Source organism: Desulforhabdus sp. TSK (genome assembly GCF_022836495.1).
Lineage (GTDB): Bacteria > Desulfobacterota > Syntrophobacteria > Syntrophobacterales > Syntrophobacteraceae > Desulforhabdus.
The window spans coordinates 137,484-155,571 of sequence record NZ_BQXM01000005.1; the positions used below are offsets into that span (position 1 = coordinate 137,484).

Genomic DNA, 18,088 nt, shown 5'->3' on the forward strand with positions numbered 1-18,088 from the left:
ATTATTCCTCCGTCTGTTCTCTCAAAAAGATGACCGGTTTCTGCCTGAGAATAGAAATGGATGAAACCAGCCCAACCGCCACCACCAGGGCGAGCGTTGAAAAAATCATGAGCAGGCTCCACAGGGGGAAGGGATGGTAGGCGATGTCGAAGATCCACCGGGAGATCGTCCAGCTTCCCGCCTGGGAGAGGAGCAGGGCGATGAGGGCGCTCAACAATCCCAAAATCCCGTTTTCCAGGGTGAGCACTTTCAGGATGAAGCTTCTTCGCGCTCCGAGGATCTTGAAGTAGACGGTTTCCTGTGTGCGGACAAACCGAGTGGCCAGTACGGAGCTCACGAGGATGAGGACCCCGGCGATGATGCTGAAGAGAGTGAAAAAGCGTGTGATGCCCGAAAGCTTTCCCAGGATTCTGGCAAAAACCTGGACGGTCTCCGTGAGATCGATGACACTGACGTTGGGAAAGGAGGCGACCATCCTGTTTTGAATGGCGGATATCTCGCGGGGCGGAAGGCGCACAGCGGTGAAAACCGTTTGAGGCGCAGCCTTCAGAACCTTTTCCTGAAAAACGAAATAAAAAAAGGGCTGAATGAATTCCTTCGTGCGTGTTCGGATGCTCACGACGGTCGTATCCAGGGGGACTCCCTGGATATTGAAGGCAATGCGATCTCCCATTTTGATGCCGTTGGCTTCCGCGAACGTATCGAGGACCGAGACCTGCACGCCCTCTACGCCTGTACGAAAGAGGCTTTCCCCCTGGAGAAGGGCTTCATCCTTCAACAGATAATCCCGGTAGGTGAGGTTGAACTCCCTGGCGAGGTTGTCTCCCCGCCGCTGCCATTCCCGGGCCACATCGACCGGTTCTCCATTGATGGAACGAATGCGGCCCCGCACCACCGGGTAGTATTCCGCCTGGATTCCCAATTCCCTGGAAAAGGCTTCCAACTGCGATGTCTGAATGTCAAGGAAAAAGACATTGGGAGCGTCCTCCGGGTAGGACTGGATGAAATTGGCGTCCAGGTTTTTATCTAGCAGTGTGATGGAAAAGATGACCGAAAGTGATGCGGTCAGTGTGACGATAACGGCTTTGGTGGCGTTGCGGGGGCGGAAAAGCCCTTTGAAAGCCTGCCGCAGAGGGAGGGATTTTATTTTTCTTTTCCGGATGGAGAGAAGCACGGCCTCGCTCAGGAGTGTTGCGAGAGCGATGAGGACGCCGACTCCCGAAATGAAATAGAGCCCAATCCTGACATCCCGGAGCTGCCAGAGGATCATTGCCGCAAAAACCAGCACCACTCCAAGAACTGTCAGGTAAAAAGGGAGTCCGCGCCGATTGCCGGTTTCTTCCTTCCTGAAAATGACGGCAGGTTTGAGGTCTCGCAGTCGGTAGAGGGGCAGGGAGGTGAAAATGGCCACGGCGAAGACCCCCAGAAAAAAACCCTTCAAAACGGCCCATCCCGAAATGCCCGTACGGATGTTCTGGGGGAGCAGGCCCTGGAACACGAAGGGAAGGAAATTCTGGAGGAAAAAACCCAGGAGGACACCCAATACCGTTCCCGCCAACCCCAAAAGACACAGCACCACAATGAACTGCAGAGTGATGAACCGATTGGTGGCGCCCACCGCCTTCATGATGGCGACGGTCTTTTCCTTCTCCTGGAGAAAGGCAGTGACGGCGCTCTGAATGCCGATTCCGGCCAGGAGCAGGGTGAAGATGGCGATGAGGTCCAGGAAAAACAGAAAATTATCGAAAAAACGCTTGATGCGTGAACCCGCTGTCCGGTAGGTGTCGACCCTCTCCCGGTCCGGCGTCGCCACGTCGCGCAGTTCGGCCGCCAGTCGGTCGACGTTCCCGGGGTCCTGGACCTTGAGGAGATACAGGTGGTCCACCCGGCTTCCCTTCTGGACCAGATTCAGAGCTTCGAGGTCCCTGCTCGAAACGAATACGCGTGGTCCCAGGGAGAAAAAGTTTACCGGTCGGTCGGGTTCATGGAGGACAACATCGGCGATCATGAGGGTCGCCTCGCCCACGTTCAGGGTGTCTCCCGCCTGGAGGTGCAGGCGGTCCAGAACTCCCTGTTCAACGATGATATTTCCCTGGGTCAGCACTTTTTCCAAGGGGCGTTGAGACTTCAGCTCGACAGCACCGTAAAAGGGGTAGCCCGGTTCCACGATCTTGAGATCCACCAGGAGGGAGTCTTTGTCTCCTGCGGTGCGGACGACGGAATAAAGATCGTAGACCCTGGCCGCCTGAATAAGTCCCTGTTTCACCAGGGATCCTACTGCATCATCCAATGTGGGTGAGAAATCGTAATGGGAGTGGATGATGATATCGCCCGCATGGAGGGTTCGAGCATCCATGAGCATGGATTCATTCACGCTGCGACTGAAGCTGTCCAGGGCGATGAGGGTGACCATGGAGAGCACGACACAGAGCACGAACACTACGGTCTGCTGTCTCGAACGGGTGAGCTGACGCCGGATAAAAGATTTATGAAACATGGTGCTGCTCGCTGAAGCCATCCCGACCGCCCTGATGACTGCCGAGGCCGTGAGCGGCAATCCTGCCGTCCTTCAGGAAAATGATGCGGTCGGATGTTCGAGCGATTTCCTGGCTGTGGGTCACCAGGATCAGGGTGGCCCGGCGCTCTTTCTGGAGCTCCAGGAGCAGGTCCAGGATGGCCTTGCCGTTGGAGGAATCAAGATTTCCCGTCGGCTCGTCGGCAAAAACGATTTTGGGGTTGTTGATGAGGGCCCGGCAGATGGCCACCCGCTGTCGCTCGCCTCCTGAAAGCTGATGGGGAAAATTGCCGGCCCGGTCCAGCAATCCCACTCGCCGCAGCAGAATGTTCGCTTTTTCTTCGGCGTCGTGGTCGTGCCTTAGCTCGGCGGGGAACATGACGTTCTCTATTGCCGTAAGGGAAGGAACCAGGTGGAAAGACTGGAAGACGAAGCCGATGGACGTGTTGCGGAGGGGGGCGAGCTCCTCTTCCTTGAAGTCCGTAATGTCTATACCTTCCAGGAGGATGCGGCCGGAAGTGGGCTTGTCGAGCCCTGACAGGAGGGTAAGGAGCGTGGTTTTCCCGCTTCCGCTGCTGCCTTGAATGACGAGGAACTCTCCCTCCGCCACGGCAACGGACACCCCGTCCAAAACGCAGATCTCACGATCTCCCAAGCGATAGGTTTTTGTGAGTTGCTGTGCTTCAAGAATGGTCATGGCACCTCCGTGGAGATCGCAGGGGCCTCGTGAGGATAACCGGATATTGTGGAATGTCGGAAAGTCCCCCGCTCCGGATCCGGCATGCCGAATGGTATCCCCATTGATTCATTTTGAAAATCTTCTTGCTCTTTGGCATGCTGTTTCCGGTTGTGCATCGAAGTCGTTGTCGGCTCTGCAGAATCTCACTTTTTGGGCATAAAGTATAACACTTTCTTTTCCCGAGCTTCCAGCTATTCCACCGGATATCCATGGCACGGCCGCGCAGTTTATAGCCTTGTTGGACAATAAATGGGAAAAATTATGCCCGCGATTCCGAAGCCCTCGGCAAAATCGGGTGTCCAATCCAGGATTTTTTTCCTTTCTTTAACTCCCCGTCACGCTTACAAAGAGATTACTGATGGAACAATTATGACAAGAAGCAAGGAAGGGGGGCTGCATGAGCAAGAAGAAAATCGGCATTTTGACTGGGGGGGGCGACTGTCCTGGATTGAACGCGGTCATCCGCGGCGTCACTAAATGCGCCATCAATGAACATGGCATGGAGGTGATCGGGTTCCACGACGGATTTTTGGGACTCATTGAAAAGCGGTTCAGCCTTTTGAGCTTCGAGAGCGTGTCCGGGATCCTTACCCAGGGCGGAACCATCCTCGGCTCGGACAACAAGGCGAATCCCTTTGAGTTTACCGTGACGGAGTGCAACGAGCCGGTCAAGGTGGATGTATCCGAGCAGTGCATGGAGCTGTATGAGGATCTCGGACTCGATGCCTTGATTTGTGTCGGCGGGGACGGCACCATGACCATTGCGGGGTTGCTCGCTGAGAAAGGCGCCAAAATTGTGGGATTACCCAAAACCATCGACAAGGACATCGAAGGAACGGACATCACCTTTGGATTCGATTCGGCGCGGGCCATTGCCACGGAAGCACTGGACCGGGTGCATACCACCGCCCAGTCCCATCACCGGGTGCTGCTGGTGGAAATCATGGGAAGAAATGCCGGCTGGCTCACCCTGGAATCCGGGATAGCAGGCGGTGCCGATGTCATTCTCATCCCGGAGATTCCATACGATATCAAAGAAATCACCAGCATGATTCGAAAAAGGAGTCACTTCGGCCGACGCTTCAGCATCATTGCAGTGGCTGAAGGTGCCCTGCCTGCAGGGGGGAAGCAGACGATCAAGCGCATCGTGGAAGACAGTCCCGATCCGGTGCGTTTGGGAGGAGTCAGCCACGTCATTGCCGACCAATTGGAAAAAGAAACGGGCATTGAGTGCCGTGTTGCTATCCTGGGCCACGTGCAGAGGGGAGGTTCTCCATCGCCGAGCGACCGGTTGCTGGGGACCCAATTGGCCGTGAAAGCCATGGACCTCGTCGCCACGGGACAATTCAATCACATGGCAGCCCTGAATGGAACCCAAATGGTGGCGGTGCCTCTGAAAGATGTGGCTGGGAGGCAGCGGCTGGTGCCCCTGGATTCCCCCCTCATCAGGACGGCGCTTTCCGTAGGGACCAGTTTTGGCGCCAAATTGAATGCCTGAACAAAAACGTTCGTCAAGACAAACTATACGCATTGAGGATTGAAATCTTCATCTTTGTAGGAGCGGCATCCTGCCGCGACGGTAAGCCAGTCGCGGCAGGATGCCGCTCCTACAAAAAACCGGGATTCATCCACTCTAAAATTTTATACCTCACGAAGTACATTTATTCAGGGGTGGCAGAGGGTCTGGGCTACTCCTGCCCTTCGAAGGTTCGGTGCAGATACCGATCTCTGAGCACGAGCCGGCGGCTGCATAAAGTGTCAATCTCAGAGCCTTTGAACAGAGAGTTGACGCCGGCGGTGGTTGGGATATGATATTTATTAAAGTTTATCATCCTTTCTCACCACTGCGCAGCGCATCTTTTGACCAAAGGAGGAATGAAAATGTTTAAGAAAATTCTTTTTCCCACAGACTTTTCGGACATCTCCAAGAAGGCTCTGGAGCATATCAAACAATTGAAAGCGGCCGGTGCTGAGGAGGTGGTCGCACTGCATGCCATCGATGATCGAACCCTCATCGAGGCTGGCTACGTCGACTCAATTCTGGAGCAGTTGAAGGACCAATCGCAAAAGAGCATGACCGACCTGGCCAGGGAATTGGAGGATGCCGGACTGAGGGTCCAGACCTTCGTCCGGGTCGGGGTTCCCTTCGCGCAGATCCTGGCCATGGAGAAGGAAATCGGTGATTTCTCCCTTGTGGTCATGGGCTCTCATGGAAAGAGCAACATTCTGGATGCGCTGATGGGCTCCGTTGCCGAAAAAGTCGTTCGTAAATGCAAGGCGCCCATTCTCATCGTCAAACGGTGAGGCGTCCTTTTCCTTCAGACTCATGCACGTCATGGACGGCAGGAGCAAAAAGGCTCCGCCGTCCCGGCGACTTCCAGCAGGAATGCATCGCCCTCCCTTCAAAGCAAGGGCATTTCCTCCGATTTTCCATCGTCTTAGACATCTCCGCTCCTTCGGCTGAATTTTTTGACGACTACGGGAATTAGAAATGAAGCGGCAAAAAGGCCGAAAAGGGATAGCACTTTGAGGGAAAAAAGCTCCTGCCAGTTACCTGACATCCAAATTTGCCGCAGAGTCCCGAAGAGTGAGCTGAAGACGAAGGTTTCAACGGAAATGCCCAGGGCGGTTCCAATGAAGTAGTCCCAAAAGCTGATTTTGCTCAGTCCCATCCCGAAGTTCACTGGAGCAAAGGGGGAATACATGAGGCGGAGGTAGAGGACTGTGGCAAAGCCATTGCGGGCGATGGCTTCATCGTATTTCCTCAGCCAGGGTCCCCCTACCGACGCAATGAACCCACGCCCGAGGTAGCGTGCGATACAAAATCCCACTGTAGCCCCGCACAGAGCGCCTGCCATGAGATAGAGGAATCCCCAGTAAGGCCCGAAAAGAGCGGCTCCGAGGGCCATGAAAACCGTGGCGGGGACAAAAAGAGTGACGCCCACCGTATAAATGAGAAGAAAAACGGCAGGCGCCCAAAAACCGGCGCTGTCTACGAACGCGGTCAGAACCTCACCGTCGAGATAGTGACGAGCTGGGGTATGGCGAACGGTGATGTAGGCCGTCAGGATGAGGGCGAAAAGTATAAACGCTTTCAAAAAAGTGCTTCGACGGTTTTCAACGGGTCGGCACGAGGTCATTTCCATGAAGCTTCCTTTACATGGAGCGCATCGCTTCGCGAGCGCCAGGCAGGATGTCCTTGAGCTGTGGGGTTCATCATGTTTCCTCATCCATCCGGGGTGATCTTTATCTCGTGAGCCGACGCACCCCGTTGGAGCAGCCAACGATGACTTCCGAGGCCAGGCTGAGGAAAAGACCGTGCTCTACGATGCCGGCGCGCCCCTTGATGCGGACGGCGAGAGCTGCGGGATCCGTGATGGGGCCAAAGTTACAGTCCAGAATGAGGTTGTTTTGATCCGTCCGGATGGGACTGCCCGAGGCATCGCGACGCAGCCGCACACGGGCGCTCAGACTTTCGAGATAATCGGCCTGAGACCGCCAGCCGAAGTCGATGACCTCTACGGGGACGGCCCAGCGCATCCCCAGCGTCGGCGAGAGCTTCGTTTCATCCACGATGATGATTTCCCGTCGGCTGGCTTCCGCCAGGATTTTTTCCTGCAAAAAAGCACCGCCTCCCCCTTTGATGAGATTCAGCTGTGGATCGACCTCATCCGCGCCGTCGATGGTGAGATCCACGACGGGATGTTCATCCAGCGTGCTGAGAGGGATGTCCAGGCGCTGTGACTCCTGGATCATCAGGGTCGAACAGGGCACAGCCACTATGCTCTGGAGCCGGCCATCTTTCAAATGAGACGCCAGGCAATGAAGCGCTTCCATGGCGGTACTGCCATGGCCGATTCCCACGACCATACCGCTTTCGATGCATTCCACCGCTTTGATGGCGGCCTTCCGTTTCAGCTCTTGATTCGAATCCTTGTGCATACCTGTTGGCGTCCACCTCAAAAGGTTTGGATGAAAAACGCTTCCGCATCGTCCTCTGCAGAAGCTTGTTCTGGAGATGACCGTAATTTCGCTGTCTCGTGAGGACTCAAATGCTCCGGAGCCTGTCGGCGCCAGCTGTCCTTTCGCTTTTTTTGTATTTGAAGTATTGTGCTCATATTTGTGGTGCAAAGCAAGTACTCATGTGATGATGATAAGCCTGGAATGGGAGTTTAACCTTTTGATCCCATTAAATTTCAAAAACATTTTCTGATGGAGGAAGGCAGATCATGTCCAATCTTTTCGATGCCATGCGCATCTCCAGTCTCTCCCTGAAGAATCGTTTCGTGCGTTCCGCCACCTGGGAAGGAATGGCGGCAGAAGATGGTTCCTGCACTCAAAAGCTTACCGATTATATGGTGCAGCTCGTGGAAGGAGGAGTCGGTTTGATCATTTCCGGGCATGCGTATGTCAGCCGCGAGGGACAGGCAGGACCCGGGCAGCTCGGGATTTATGACGACGCTCTGATACCCGCTCTGGCGAGCATGACGGCTGCCGTCCACCACGCCGGCGGCAAAATAGCCCTCCAACTGGCGCATGCCGGCTGTAACGCCGCAGAGGCGCTGACAGGTCTGCCCCCGCTCGGCCCCTCCGTCTGGGAGGGAGAAAAGGGGTCTCGTGGCCGGGAAGCCACCCTGGAAGACATTTCCCGCCTTGTCCATGCCTTCCGTCAGGCAGCCGAGCGGGCAAAGAGGGCCGGTTTCGATGCCGTCCAGATCCACAGCGCCCATGGCTATTGTTTGAGCCAGTTCCTGTCTCCCTTTTACAATAAAAGACAGGATGCCTATGGCGGAAGCATCGAAAACCGGGCGCGCATTGTCCTGGAAGTCTACGACAGCATACGCAAAGCCGTAGGCCCCGACTTTCCGGTGCTCATCAAGATGAATGCCCAGGACTTTGTGGAAGGAGGCCTGAGCGCCGAGGAAATGGTCCGCGTGGCTTCCCTCCTGGAACAGGCCGGGATGGATGCCGTCGAGTTGAGTGGAGGAACCGCTCATTCCGGGGCAAAGCTCAGTCCCGTGCGGGTAGGGAAGCTGGAATCACCGGACAAAGAGGTTTACTACCGGCAGGAAGCCCGCCTGTTCAAGGAAAAGATCCGAATACCCCTCATGGTTGTGGGGGGCATCCGGTCCTACGAGGTGGCTGCAAAGCTCGTGGAGGAGGGACTGACGGACTTCGTCTCCCTTTCGCGCCCTCTCATCCGCGAACCGCACCTCGTCAACCGGTGGAAATCGGGCGATACCCGCAAGTCGACCTGCCTTTCGGATAACCAGTGCTTCAAACCGGCCATGACCGGGAAAGGCCTCTACTGCGTCGTGGAAGCGAAGGAAAAGGCCAGGGCGAAGGAAAGTCAGTAAACTATACTTGCTTCGCTTGAAAAGTTGCCCTTCTTGACTCACGCAGAGACGCGGAGAGCGCGGTGAAGAGCAAGTGGCAATAGACTCTGCGCCCTCTGCGGCTCCGCGTGAAAATGAAGTTTTTCACCTATTCAGCCATTTCAGCAGGTGAGCTGCTGAAAGAAGTCGTTCCCCTTGTCGTCCACCAGGATGAAAGCCGGGAAATCCTCCACCTCGATTTTCCAGATGGCTTCCATTCCCAGTTCGGGGTATTCGAGCACCTCGACCTTCTTGATGTTCTCCTGGGCCAGAAGTGCGGCGGGACCGCCGATGGAGCCCAGGTAGAAGCCGCCGTGCTTCTTGCACGCATCCGTCACCTGCTGGCTGCGGTTGCCTTTGGCGATCATGATGAGGGAACCGCCGTGGGCCTGGAAAAGATCGACATAAGAGTCCATGCGGCCTGCCGTGGTGGGGCCGAAGGAGCCCGAGGGCATGCCCGCCGGCGTCTTGGCGGGACCCGCGTAATAAATGGGATGGTCCTTCATGTACTGGGGCAGTCCTTCCCCTCTGTCGATGCGCTCTTTGAGCTTGGCGTGGGCGATGTCGCGGCCGACAATGATGGTGCCCGTAAGGGAGAGCTGGGTAGTCACGGGGTAGAGTGTCAGCTCGGCGAGGATCTCTTTCATGGGGCGATTGAGATCGATCTTCACGACCCCATGCTCGTGTTTGCCACGGTACTTCTCGGGGATGAAACGGCCGGGATTGGCTTCGAGCTCTTCCAGCCAGATGCCGTCCTTGTTGATCCTGGCCTTGACGTTTCGGTCCGCCGAACAGGATACTCCCATGCCCACAGGGCAGGAGGCTCCGTGGCGGGGCATGCGTATGACACGCACATCGAGAGCGAAGTGCTTGCCGCCGAACTGGGCTCCAAAGCCACACTTGCAGGCGGCCTGGAGCAGCTTTTCTTCCAGTTCCAAATCACGGAAGGCCTGGCCCCCTTCATTGCCCACGGTCGGCAGAGCATCCAGGTAGCCCGTGGATGCGTACTTGACCGTGCGCAAGCACACTTCCGCCGATGTCCCGCCAATGACGAAGGCCAGATGATAGGGGGGGCACGCTGCCGTGCCGAGGGTTTTCATCTTTTCCACGAGGAATTTTTCCAGGCTTGCGGGGTTCAGCAGAGCCTTGGTTTCCTGGTAAAGGTAGGTCTTGTTGGCCGAACCGCCCCCCTTGGCTACGAAAAGGAACTTGTATTCCATGCCGTCCGTGGCATAGAGGTCGATCTGAGCGGGAAGGTTGGTGCCGGAGTTCTTCTCGTCGTACATGTTCAGGGGTATGGTCTGGGAATACCGAAGATTTTCTTCCGTGTAGGTCTTGTATACACCTTTGGAAAGATATTCTGCGTCGTTGACGCCCGTCCAGACCTGCTGGCCCTTCTTACCGGCGATGGTGGCCGTTCCCGTGTCCTGGCAAAGGGGAAGGACTCCTTTGGCGGCGACTTCGGCATTCCGCAGCATGGCGACAGCCACACCACGATCGTTGGGTGAAGATTCAGGATCATCCAGAATGGCGGCCACTTTTTCCAGGTGTGCGGGCCGGAGCAGGAAAGAAACATCCCGCATGGCGTTATTGGCGAGGAAAGTCAGCCCTTCGGGATCGACCTTGAGGATTTCTTTTCCTTCAAAATTGGCGACCGAAACATAATCTTTGCTCAGCAGTCTGTACTTTGTGTTGTCTTTTCCGAGGGGAAAGGGATCCTGATACGTGAATTCGGGCATTTTTTGCTCCTTATGCGTGTTCTGTTTCGCACTCAACGACAACATGCTGATTACCGTGAAAATCCCCCTCAATCCCCCTTTGATAAAGGGGGAAGCGTTGCGTTTTCCCCCCTTTTGCAAAGGGGGCAGGGGGATTTTATTGACGGGGGTGGACACCGTCGTTTTCATGACCGTTGCTGCACGGATCATCCGACCAGGGAAAGGGATCGCTCTTCAGGCTCCTTCCGAGGAAGGGCAATGTAGAAGACGGTTCCACCTCCCTGTCCGGGCTCCGCCCAGACTTTGCCTCCGTGCCGCTCAGCGATTTCCCGCACGATGCTGAGCCCCAGGCCCGTTCCCGCCACACCGCTGGAGCTCGTGTGGCGTTTGAAGAGGCCGAAAATTTTTTCACAGTCTTCCTTCTTGATCCCGATGCCGTCATCCTCGACAGAAAAGGTATGAAAATCGTGGGACGCCTCGTGGCCGATGCGAATGCATGAAAGCTTTTCGCCTCCGTATTTCAAAGCGTTGTCCACCAGGTTCCGGATGACCCGGAGCAGTGACAGGCGGTCTGCCAATATCTCCACATCGTATTCCGGCTCAGTCCATCGAATGTGACGCTCCTGCATCCGTTCAGTGAATTCGTTCCGTATGAATTGGAACAAGTCCGAGGAATGCAGCCTTTCCATCTCCAGGGGTGCTTCCTTGCTGGCAATGTAATTGTTGATCTTTTCCACCAGGGCCGCGCTCAGCTCCGATGCCTTGGTGATTTGATCGCAATAACGCTTTCCTCTTTCATCCAGCTGGCAGGCATACTGCTTTTGCAGGAGCTTCGTCAGCCCGTGAATGCCTATGGCCGGGCTTTTCAAGTCGTGCATGACGGAGTAGGCAAAAAGTTTCAGCTTTTCAGAGCTTTGGCGGAGCGCTTCTTCCGCCTTTTTGCGCTCTTCGATTTCTTCCGTCAGCATCTTGTTGGCCAGAGCAAGCTCTCGGGTTCTCCTCTGTACCCTCAGTTCGAGCTCATCATGAGCCCGGCTCAGCTCCTCTTTCGCCTGGACGCGTTTAATGGAAGTTCCCAGTCCCATGGCAACCCCTTCCAGCACCTCCACCATTTCAAGAGGGACGGCATTTTCTCTGGGATCTGCCAGGTGGATCAGACCGAGGATCGAATTTTCCCAGCGGATGGGGATCAATACAAGCGTCTCAAAACCGAACTCCTTGCATTTGTTGCGGAGGTTCCGTCTTTCCTCTGCAGTCAGGCTGGCGAGAAATCGGGAGCTGCTGGAGATGTGCAATGATCCGCCGCGGGTGCTGCAGGACCAGTGGAAATCCGATTTTCCTCCGGCAATGCTGGTACACCGGCAGTCATGGCAGGCCGTGGAAAGAAGGTTTTCCTGTTCGAGAAAATCGGGGTGAAAGCCTTCCCATGCCTGATACGGTATGCTCCCATCTTCGTGAAGGATGCGTATTCCCGCAGCGGCGCACTGAGTGAATCGCTTCAATTCCGTCACATATTCCTGGAGGAGCACGGGCATGTCCAGGTCTCTGTTGGAAATTTCCAGAAATTGGTGAGAGATCTTGAGCGCCTCTTCGGCCCGCCTGCGGTGCGTGATGTCCTGGATCTGGGCCAAATACTCCTGGATCTGGCCACCATCGTAGAGAGGAGTGATCAGGATATCGGCATAGATGGTTTCGGTCTTCCGCGTTTCGAAAAAATTCTGCTCCCTGATTTTCCTGAAGTTTATGGGGATTTCATAACGCACGCTTTGGCCCTGGCGGAGTTTTTCGCCCATGCCGGCCGGCAGATTGGGGTCCTTGAAAAGATTCACCTTTTGAAGACGCGCGGCATCGGAAATGCCGAAAATTTTGAGGCTTGCCTCATTGACGTCGATGAGGGTGCCCGATGCGCTATAGAGTCCGATGCCGATGGGGGATTCCTCGTAGATGCTCCGGAAGCGCTCCTCGCTCTCCCGCAGGGCCTCTTCCGTTCTTTTTCTCCGCGTGATATCCCGGTCGATGCCCCGATATCCGCAGAGCTTCCCCAGTTTGTCCACGATGGGGACGCCGTTCGTTTCCAGAATGACTTCCCGTTGCTGTTTGTGCAGGATACGGTTGACAAAGCCGGTGAGAGGCTTTCCCTCCTGCATGACTTGAAAGGTGACGCGCCGCTGGCTTTCCTTCTCCTTGGTCGGAAAGAGGTCGTAAAAGTGCTTCTGAAGAATCTCTTCCGTCGTGTAGCCCGTGATACGCTCCACCATGGGATTGGAGTAGACATAGCGACCTTCCATGTCCACTTCCCAGATCCAGTCTGAAGTCCCTTCCGCCAGGTCTCTGAAGCGCTTTTCCGTTTCGTCCAGGGTATTCTTGAGGTGTCTCTCCCGCATGACACGCTCGATGAGGCGGGGAACCTGGGCAAAGAAATCGGAGGATTTTACCAGGTAATCCGAAGCCCCGAGCTTCATGGCCTTGACGGCGATCCCTTCGTCGCCCTGCCCGGTGATCATGATGACAGGAATATTCATGCCCCCGGCCTGAAGAGCTTCCAAAAATTCGATGCCGTTCATTCGCGGCATCAGGTAGTCCACCATGATGATATCGGGGTGAATCTCGTTGATTTTCTCGAAGCATGCCGTCGCTTCTTCAAAATAGTGGACATTGGAATGGGGATATGTCTTCAGGATCGCTCGCTTCATGAGCTGAAAATGAGGTTCCTCATCTTCTATGATGACTATGTTCAGCGGTTCTTCCAATTTCATAACCTTTCAGGTTCCGTACACTGTCCGCATGCCATGCCTGTATACATGCCTATTTATCGGTTGTCTTCGGTGATTCATTGAGGCTCATCCAATAGTAATCGATTTGCATGACTTTGTCTTCGAACTCCTTGAATCCCACGGGCTTGGTGAGATAGCTGTTGGCATAATGACTGTAGGATGCCGCAATGTCCTCTTCTCTCTGAGACGTCGTCAGCATGATCACCGGGATCTTTTTCAATCGGACGTCTTCCTTGATCCTTTTCAAAACCTCGATACCGTCGATGCCGGGGAGCTTCAGGTCGAGGAGGATCAGGGATGGGGGAGGGTATTCCGTGCGGTCGCTGTAGGCGCCCTGGTTGAAAAGATATTCAAGGGCCTGTTCACCGTCGCCCACAACATCGATGCGGGTGGCCCGCCCGGCTTTGCGGATGGCCCGCTTGGTCAGCTCCGCATGAGCTTCCTCATCTTCGATGATCAAAACATGAGCTGAATAACTGTTCATGGCAAGAAATCCTTAAGATGAACCGAGGGTGAAAAAGAAGGTCGTTCCCTCACCGGGCTTGGAATCCAGCCAGATCCTGCCGCCATGGTACTCGATGATGCGTTTGACAATGGTCAATCCCATGCCGGTCCCTTCCTCCACCCGCTTTGCCGATGGAAGCCTTTGGAATATTTTGAATATTTTTTCGAAATAGGCTTCCTCGATCCCCATGCCGTTGTCGCGGATGTAGAAGACGTTCTCCCCGTCCTCTTTCCGTACCCCGATCTCGATGCGCGGCGCGGGATTGTCTGGTCCAATGTACTTGACGGCATTGGACAGCAGGTTGTCCACTGCCTGGGCGATGCGTTTGCTTTCGCCATACACCTCCGGGAGGTTTTCCTGGACAGTGACCTGAATGCCGCGGGCGTCGATTCGAGGCTTCAACAGCTCCAGCGATTGGTGGACGATGGGTCCCATGGGAAAAAGCGTTTTCTCTTCAGTCATTCTGCCAATGCGCGAGAGATTCAACAGGTCGTTGATGAGAGATTCCATCTTGAGGGCGGCATCGCTCATGTACCGAAGATATTTCTCCGCATCGCCTGTCAGAACCTGTCCGTAATCTTCTCTCAGTGCCCCGATGAATCCCTCGATGGTGACGATGGGTGTCTTGAGATCGTGAGAGACCGTGTAGACAAAAGATTCCATCTCCACGTTGGCGGCACTCAGTTCGTTCATGGCGGCCTTCAGTTTTTTCTCGTTTTCCCGCAGAGCGTCTTCCGCCTTCTTGCGCTCGCTGACTTCGTGGAGCGCCAGGTCCCGGGATCCCTTGTACAGCTCGACGCGTCGGATGAGCTGGTGAAGGAGAAGTGCAAGGCCTCCCGACAAGGCCAGTCCAAAGGCGAGGTAGGCGAGATTGGGTGTCCGTTCCGCACTGCGGAGCTCCCCGGTGGGCTCGAGACGCAGTTGCCATGTCCGATCGGCAAAAGAAATTTCCCGGACCACCTGGAGCGGGTCGGATCCGCCGGCTTCCCCATGCCCTCCGAGTGTCTTCCGCGAGTCATAGACAGTTTGCTCCCCCTCGGAAAGGATGACTCGAAAGGTCTCAAAGATTTTACCGGACACGGAAATATTCAGCAGAGTGTCCATGCGGAAGACCCCAGCCAGGTAGCCCTGGAGTCTGTCGTCGTGCATCAGGGGAAGGAGCACTTCGAACCCGGTTCCTCCTTCGTAGAGATCCATGGCGGGCGTCACGGCGTAATGCCGTTCTTCCATCGCCTTCTTAAGGGTTTCAGCGTAGCGGGGATCCTCATGCGCAGAAACATTTTTTCCGTTTGCCTGGGAATTTTCATGCTCGGGGTAAACCCAGCGGACGGTGCCTTCGGGGTCCATCCAGTGGAGGGATGTGAACCCGGGATAGCGTCGATACAAAGAGGCGGCAAACGCCAGGAAACGCTCTTTCCTGAAATCGGGGGGCTCTCGCTCCACCCACCGGTCGGCCAGAATTTCCAGGGATGCGATGCGCGCGTGGATGAGCCCTTCAATGCGTATCCGGAGCTGGTCTGCGGTGGTTTCCAGGAGGTGAAGCATCATTTGGCGTTCATGCCTGTTTTGTGCCTGCCACAACAGCACAGCGATGGCGCTGAAAAAAAGCAGGGCCATCCAGGGGAACATTCTTCTTAGACCGTGAACAGGCATAGCATTCATTAATTTCATTGAAAGTTTAAATAGTTATCCGATCAAAATGTACAAATAGTAACGCACTTTCAGAAGTTTTCCAACCCCTATATGTCTAAACTTCTCTAAGCTCGAAAGCGTCAAAAGGGGGGCAGTAGCCGGGGAGTGGGTCCGGCAGATACATATTTGATGCGGGGAGGTCAAGGGCCGTCCAAAACCTCGATGCGGCTGCTGAGGCAGGCACGGCAAGACCCCGATCGAATGCGGGCGGCATCCGAGAGTGAGAGCACCCCCACGATGTTTGCAGGGGTTTCCCTGTGAATGAAGAGCCTTTGAACGTCAGCAAAAACCATTTCTCGTATGACGAGAACCAGCGGATCGTCGTAATCACATGACCGGACCGGGCTGTTCATGATGGATTTTGCGGGATCTTCCGGAGAGATCCCGCGTTTGTAGGCCATGAGCAGATCCGTTTTGGAAACCACCCCCACGGGCTGCCCCTCGCGGCTCAAGATGAGCACCGCGCCCACGTTGCCGGCTTCGAGACCTTCCATGATGGTCATGATACTTTCATCCTTGCGGTTGAAGAAGACCGAAGGAGTCATGACCTCGTGGACCCGGAGAGCATCTGCCATGCTGCTGTCCGAAAGACTCGCCCGTGGCCGGGCTACATTTCTTTCGCACCTATGGCAATACCTGTAGAGCAGTCCGCAAATGTCGTAATAGGCCAAGACCCCCGATGCCTGCTTCGGATCATCTCCCGTGACAAACACGCGGTGAACCTTGTGAGTGCGCATGAGGTCGAGAGCGGATTCCAGGGTGTCTTCAGGAGAACAGAGCACTGGGGACGGCATCATGATGGCTTCAAGGGGTGTCTCGATGGGTATGCCCGCGTAATAGGCTCCCATGATGTTGGTCTTGGAAACCACCCCGATGACTTCGTCATTTGCATCGACGATGAGGAGCGAGTTGATGCGGAACTTGATGAGCAGCTTGGCTGCCTCGTTGATGGATGCTTGTTTATGCAGATGAGTGGCAATCCTCCGCATGGCGTCTCGGACCTTGAGACCACTCAGGACGCTTTTTTTGTCGATGATGGGCATGGTCAGCTCACAAAAAATGATGCGGTGAAGGCGGCCTGAAGAGATCAGGTGGTCTCGCAGCCGGATCGCTCCATGAGGTAGTAAAACACCTTGGAAATGTACACGATCCCGACAAGTTTTCCGTCTTCCAGGACGGGAATGCGGCGCATGTGCTTTCGGATCATGATGTCCACGATGAAAAGAAGCTGCGTATCCGGGGTGATCGAGGTCAGGTCGGTGGTCATGATGTCTTCCACCCGTACAATCTTGGCCCGGCGGCAGGTTTCGTCCAGAAAGCCTCCAACGTCCATGTCGTTCATCTCTCCCCAGATATGAATGTGCTTGGGGCGCATGAGGAGGAGGATGTCAAACATGGAAACCATCCCCACGAGCTCTGAGTGATCGTTGGTGACCAGAAGACCAAAGCTCTTGGATTTCTGTTCTTCACTGGCCAGCTTGAAAATCTTGACGGCTTCGGCAACAGACATGCCGGGTCGGAGGGTAAAGAAAACGGTATCCATAACATCGCGGGCTGTGACGGTCATGGAGGCCCCTTTCGGGCTGAATGGACACGAAAAATGTGGAAAGGGATTTAGTGTTTTTTTCAGTCCAATCAATGTATCATCTCAGGTCGTCGTGTCAACGTTTTAATCCATATTCCAAAAGGTTGCCGTCGGAAGTTCCATGTCCCCCTTCCTCCGCAGGAGCATCTTATTTTTGCCCTCCTGTTACATACCCGACCCCATGGGGAGTCGGTCCTTTACAACCCGGGGAGTCGATGTTATCAACAGAAGCTCTGTGGGGTGTCTCCCTTGCGTCCCTTCGCGAGGATGAGATTCCCATGCATTGAAATCCCTTAACTGCCGAACCCTATTGAAGGGGATTCAACTCGTGCAAGAACATGGAAGGCATTCCATCCTCTGTCCCAACTGCCGGAAGCTCATCAGTGAAGATGAGCCCCAGTGCCCTTACTGCGGCATCAGCAATCCCGGATCACGCTGGAAAAATAACCCCTGGATGCGGGGATTCCAGAATCCGGACCAGCTCATTCAGACCATCATTTATGTCAATGCGGGGATGTTCATTCTGTCGCTTTTGCTCAATCCACGCGGGATGGGCTTCTCCATGAGCCCTTTTTCCTTTTTATCCCCAGACAATCAGAGCCTCCTGCTCCTGGGGGCAACGGGTTCGATTCCCATCGCCCGGTTTCACCGCTGGTGGACGCTGCTGTCCGCTAACTATCTGCATGCGAGCATCCTCCACATCCTTTTCAACATGATGGCTCTCAAGCAGATCGGTGCACTTGTGATTGCGGAATATGGACCCTATCGCATGTTCATTATCTACACCTTGGCTGGAGTCCTGGGGTATGTGGTTTCATATGTCGCCGGGGTTGCTTTCACTCTTGGGGCGTCGGCTGCGGTGTGCGGGCTGATCGGGGCGGGGCTCTATTATGGAAAGAGCCGTGGAGGGATTTACGGTGAAGCTATCTACAAGCAAATCGGCGGGTGGGTCATCGGCCTGTTTGCCTTCGGACTGCTGTTTCCCGGCATCAACAACTGGGCGCACGGCGGTGGGCTTTTGGCGGGAATCGTGCTGGGATTCCTGCTGGGGTACAGGGAGAGAACCCCTGAGACCCTGCTCCATAAAACGCTGGCCGGTTCGTGCGCGCTGGCAAGCGCAGTCGTCCTTTGCTTTGCCGTCTTGACCGGGGTCCTGCTGAACTTTTTCTGAACCCCGGTAGACAT

General features: G+C 55.2%; 14 protein-coding genes. 4 read left to right on the plus strand and 10 right to left on the minus strand.

Annotation, left to right across the window (positions count from 1 at the left end):
* Position 1: 1 nt before the first annotated feature.
* Together MWC30_RS04910 and MWC30_RS04915 are read right to left on the minus strand one after the other, a co-directional pair.
* Positions 2-2,497, minus strand: a complete 2,496-nt coding sequence (locus MWC30_RS04910; protein WP_244083041.1) for an ABC transporter permease — start codon at positions 2,495-2,497, stop codon at positions 2-4.
* Complete coding sequence (locus MWC30_RS04915; RefSeq protein ID WP_244083042.1) at positions 2,487-3,212, minus strand: ABC transporter ATP-binding protein; 726 nt, start codon at positions 3,210-3,212, stop codon at positions 2,487-2,489. The genes MWC30_RS04910 and MWC30_RS04915 overlap by 11 nt, the downstream gene beginning before the upstream one ends.
* 439 nt (positions 3,213-3,651) lie before the next feature.
* Here MWC30_RS04915 and MWC30_RS04920 point away from each other — a divergent pair, with 439 nt between their 5' ends.
* Both MWC30_RS04920 and MWC30_RS04925 read left to right on the plus strand, forming a co-directional pair.
* Complete coding sequence (locus MWC30_RS04920; RefSeq protein WP_244083043.1) at positions 3,652-4,752, plus strand: 6-phosphofructokinase; 1,101 nt, start codon at positions 3,652-3,654, stop codon at positions 4,750-4,752.
* 383 nt (positions 4,753-5,135) lie between these two features.
* Complete coding sequence (locus MWC30_RS04925; RefSeq protein ID WP_244083044.1) at positions 5,136-5,558, plus strand: universal stress protein; 423 nt, start codon at positions 5,136-5,138, stop codon at positions 5,556-5,558.
* 134 nt (positions 5,559-5,692) lie between these two features.
* Here MWC30_RS04925 and MWC30_RS04930 read toward each other — a convergent pair whose 3' ends face one another.
* Complete coding sequence (locus tag MWC30_RS04930) at positions 5,693-6,400, minus strand: TVP38/TMEM64 family protein (RefSeq protein ID WP_244083045.1); 708 nt, start codon at positions 6,398-6,400, stop codon at positions 5,693-5,695.
* Positions 6,401-6,500: 100 nt separating this feature from the next.
* Positions 6,501-7,196 carry a ribose-5-phosphate isomerase RpiA gene (rpiA, locus tag MWC30_RS04935; protein WP_244083046.1) on the minus strand — a complete coding sequence of 232 codons (696 nt, stop codon included), beginning with the start codon at positions 7,194-7,196 and terminating at the stop codon, positions 6,501-6,503.
* Between the two features lie 287 nt (positions 7,197-7,483).
* Between rpiA and MWC30_RS04940 the strand changes: the two genes are divergently transcribed.
* A complete protein-coding gene (locus MWC30_RS04940; protein WP_244083047.1) occupies positions 7,484-8,611 on the plus strand; it encodes an NADH:flavin oxidoreductase in 1,128 nt (375 codons plus the stop codon).
* Between the two features lie 140 nt (positions 8,612-8,751).
* Here the strand turns inward: MWC30_RS04940 and MWC30_RS04945 are convergent, their stop codons facing one another.
* The 6 genes from MWC30_RS04945 to MWC30_RS04970 form a co-directional block, all read right to left on the minus strand.
* The gene (locus MWC30_RS04945; protein WP_244083048.1) at positions 8,752-10,368 is read right to left on the minus strand and encodes a fumarate hydratase; all 1,617 of its coding nucleotides are present in this window, start codon (positions 10,366-10,368) and stop codon (positions 8,752-8,754) included.
* Positions 10,369-10,553: 185 nt separating this feature from the next.
* A complete protein-coding gene (locus MWC30_RS04950) occupies positions 10,554-13,103 on the minus strand; it encodes a PAS domain S-box protein (RefSeq protein WP_244083049.1) in 2,550 nt (849 codons plus the stop codon).
* A 49-nt stretch (positions 13,104-13,152) separates the two neighbouring features.
* Positions 13,153-13,605, minus strand: a complete 453-nt coding sequence (locus MWC30_RS04955; protein ID WP_244083050.1) for a response regulator — start codon at positions 13,603-13,605, stop codon at positions 13,153-13,155.
* 12 nt (positions 13,606-13,617) lie between these two features.
* The gene (locus MWC30_RS04960) at positions 13,618-15,243 is read right to left on the minus strand and encodes an ATP-binding protein (protein ID WP_244083051.1); all 1,626 of its coding nucleotides are present in this window, start codon (positions 15,241-15,243) and stop codon (positions 13,618-13,620) included.
* Positions 15,244-15,458: 215 nt separating this feature from the next.
* Complete coding sequence (locus MWC30_RS04965) at positions 15,459-16,361, minus strand: CBS domain-containing protein (protein ID WP_244083052.1); 903 nt, start codon at positions 16,359-16,361, stop codon at positions 15,459-15,461.
* A 44-nt stretch (positions 16,362-16,405) separates the two neighbouring features.
* Positions 16,406-16,885, minus strand: a complete 480-nt coding sequence (locus tag MWC30_RS04970; protein WP_244083053.1) for an HPP family protein — start codon at positions 16,883-16,885, stop codon at positions 16,406-16,408.
* 346 nt (positions 16,886-17,231) lie between these two features.
* Here MWC30_RS04970 and MWC30_RS04975 point away from each other — a divergent pair, with 346 nt between their 5' ends.
* Positions 17,232-18,074, plus strand: a complete 843-nt coding sequence (locus tag MWC30_RS04975; protein WP_244083054.1) for a rhomboid family intramembrane serine protease — start codon at positions 17,232-17,234, stop codon at positions 18,072-18,074.
* Positions 18,075-18,088: the final 14 nt, after the last annotated feature.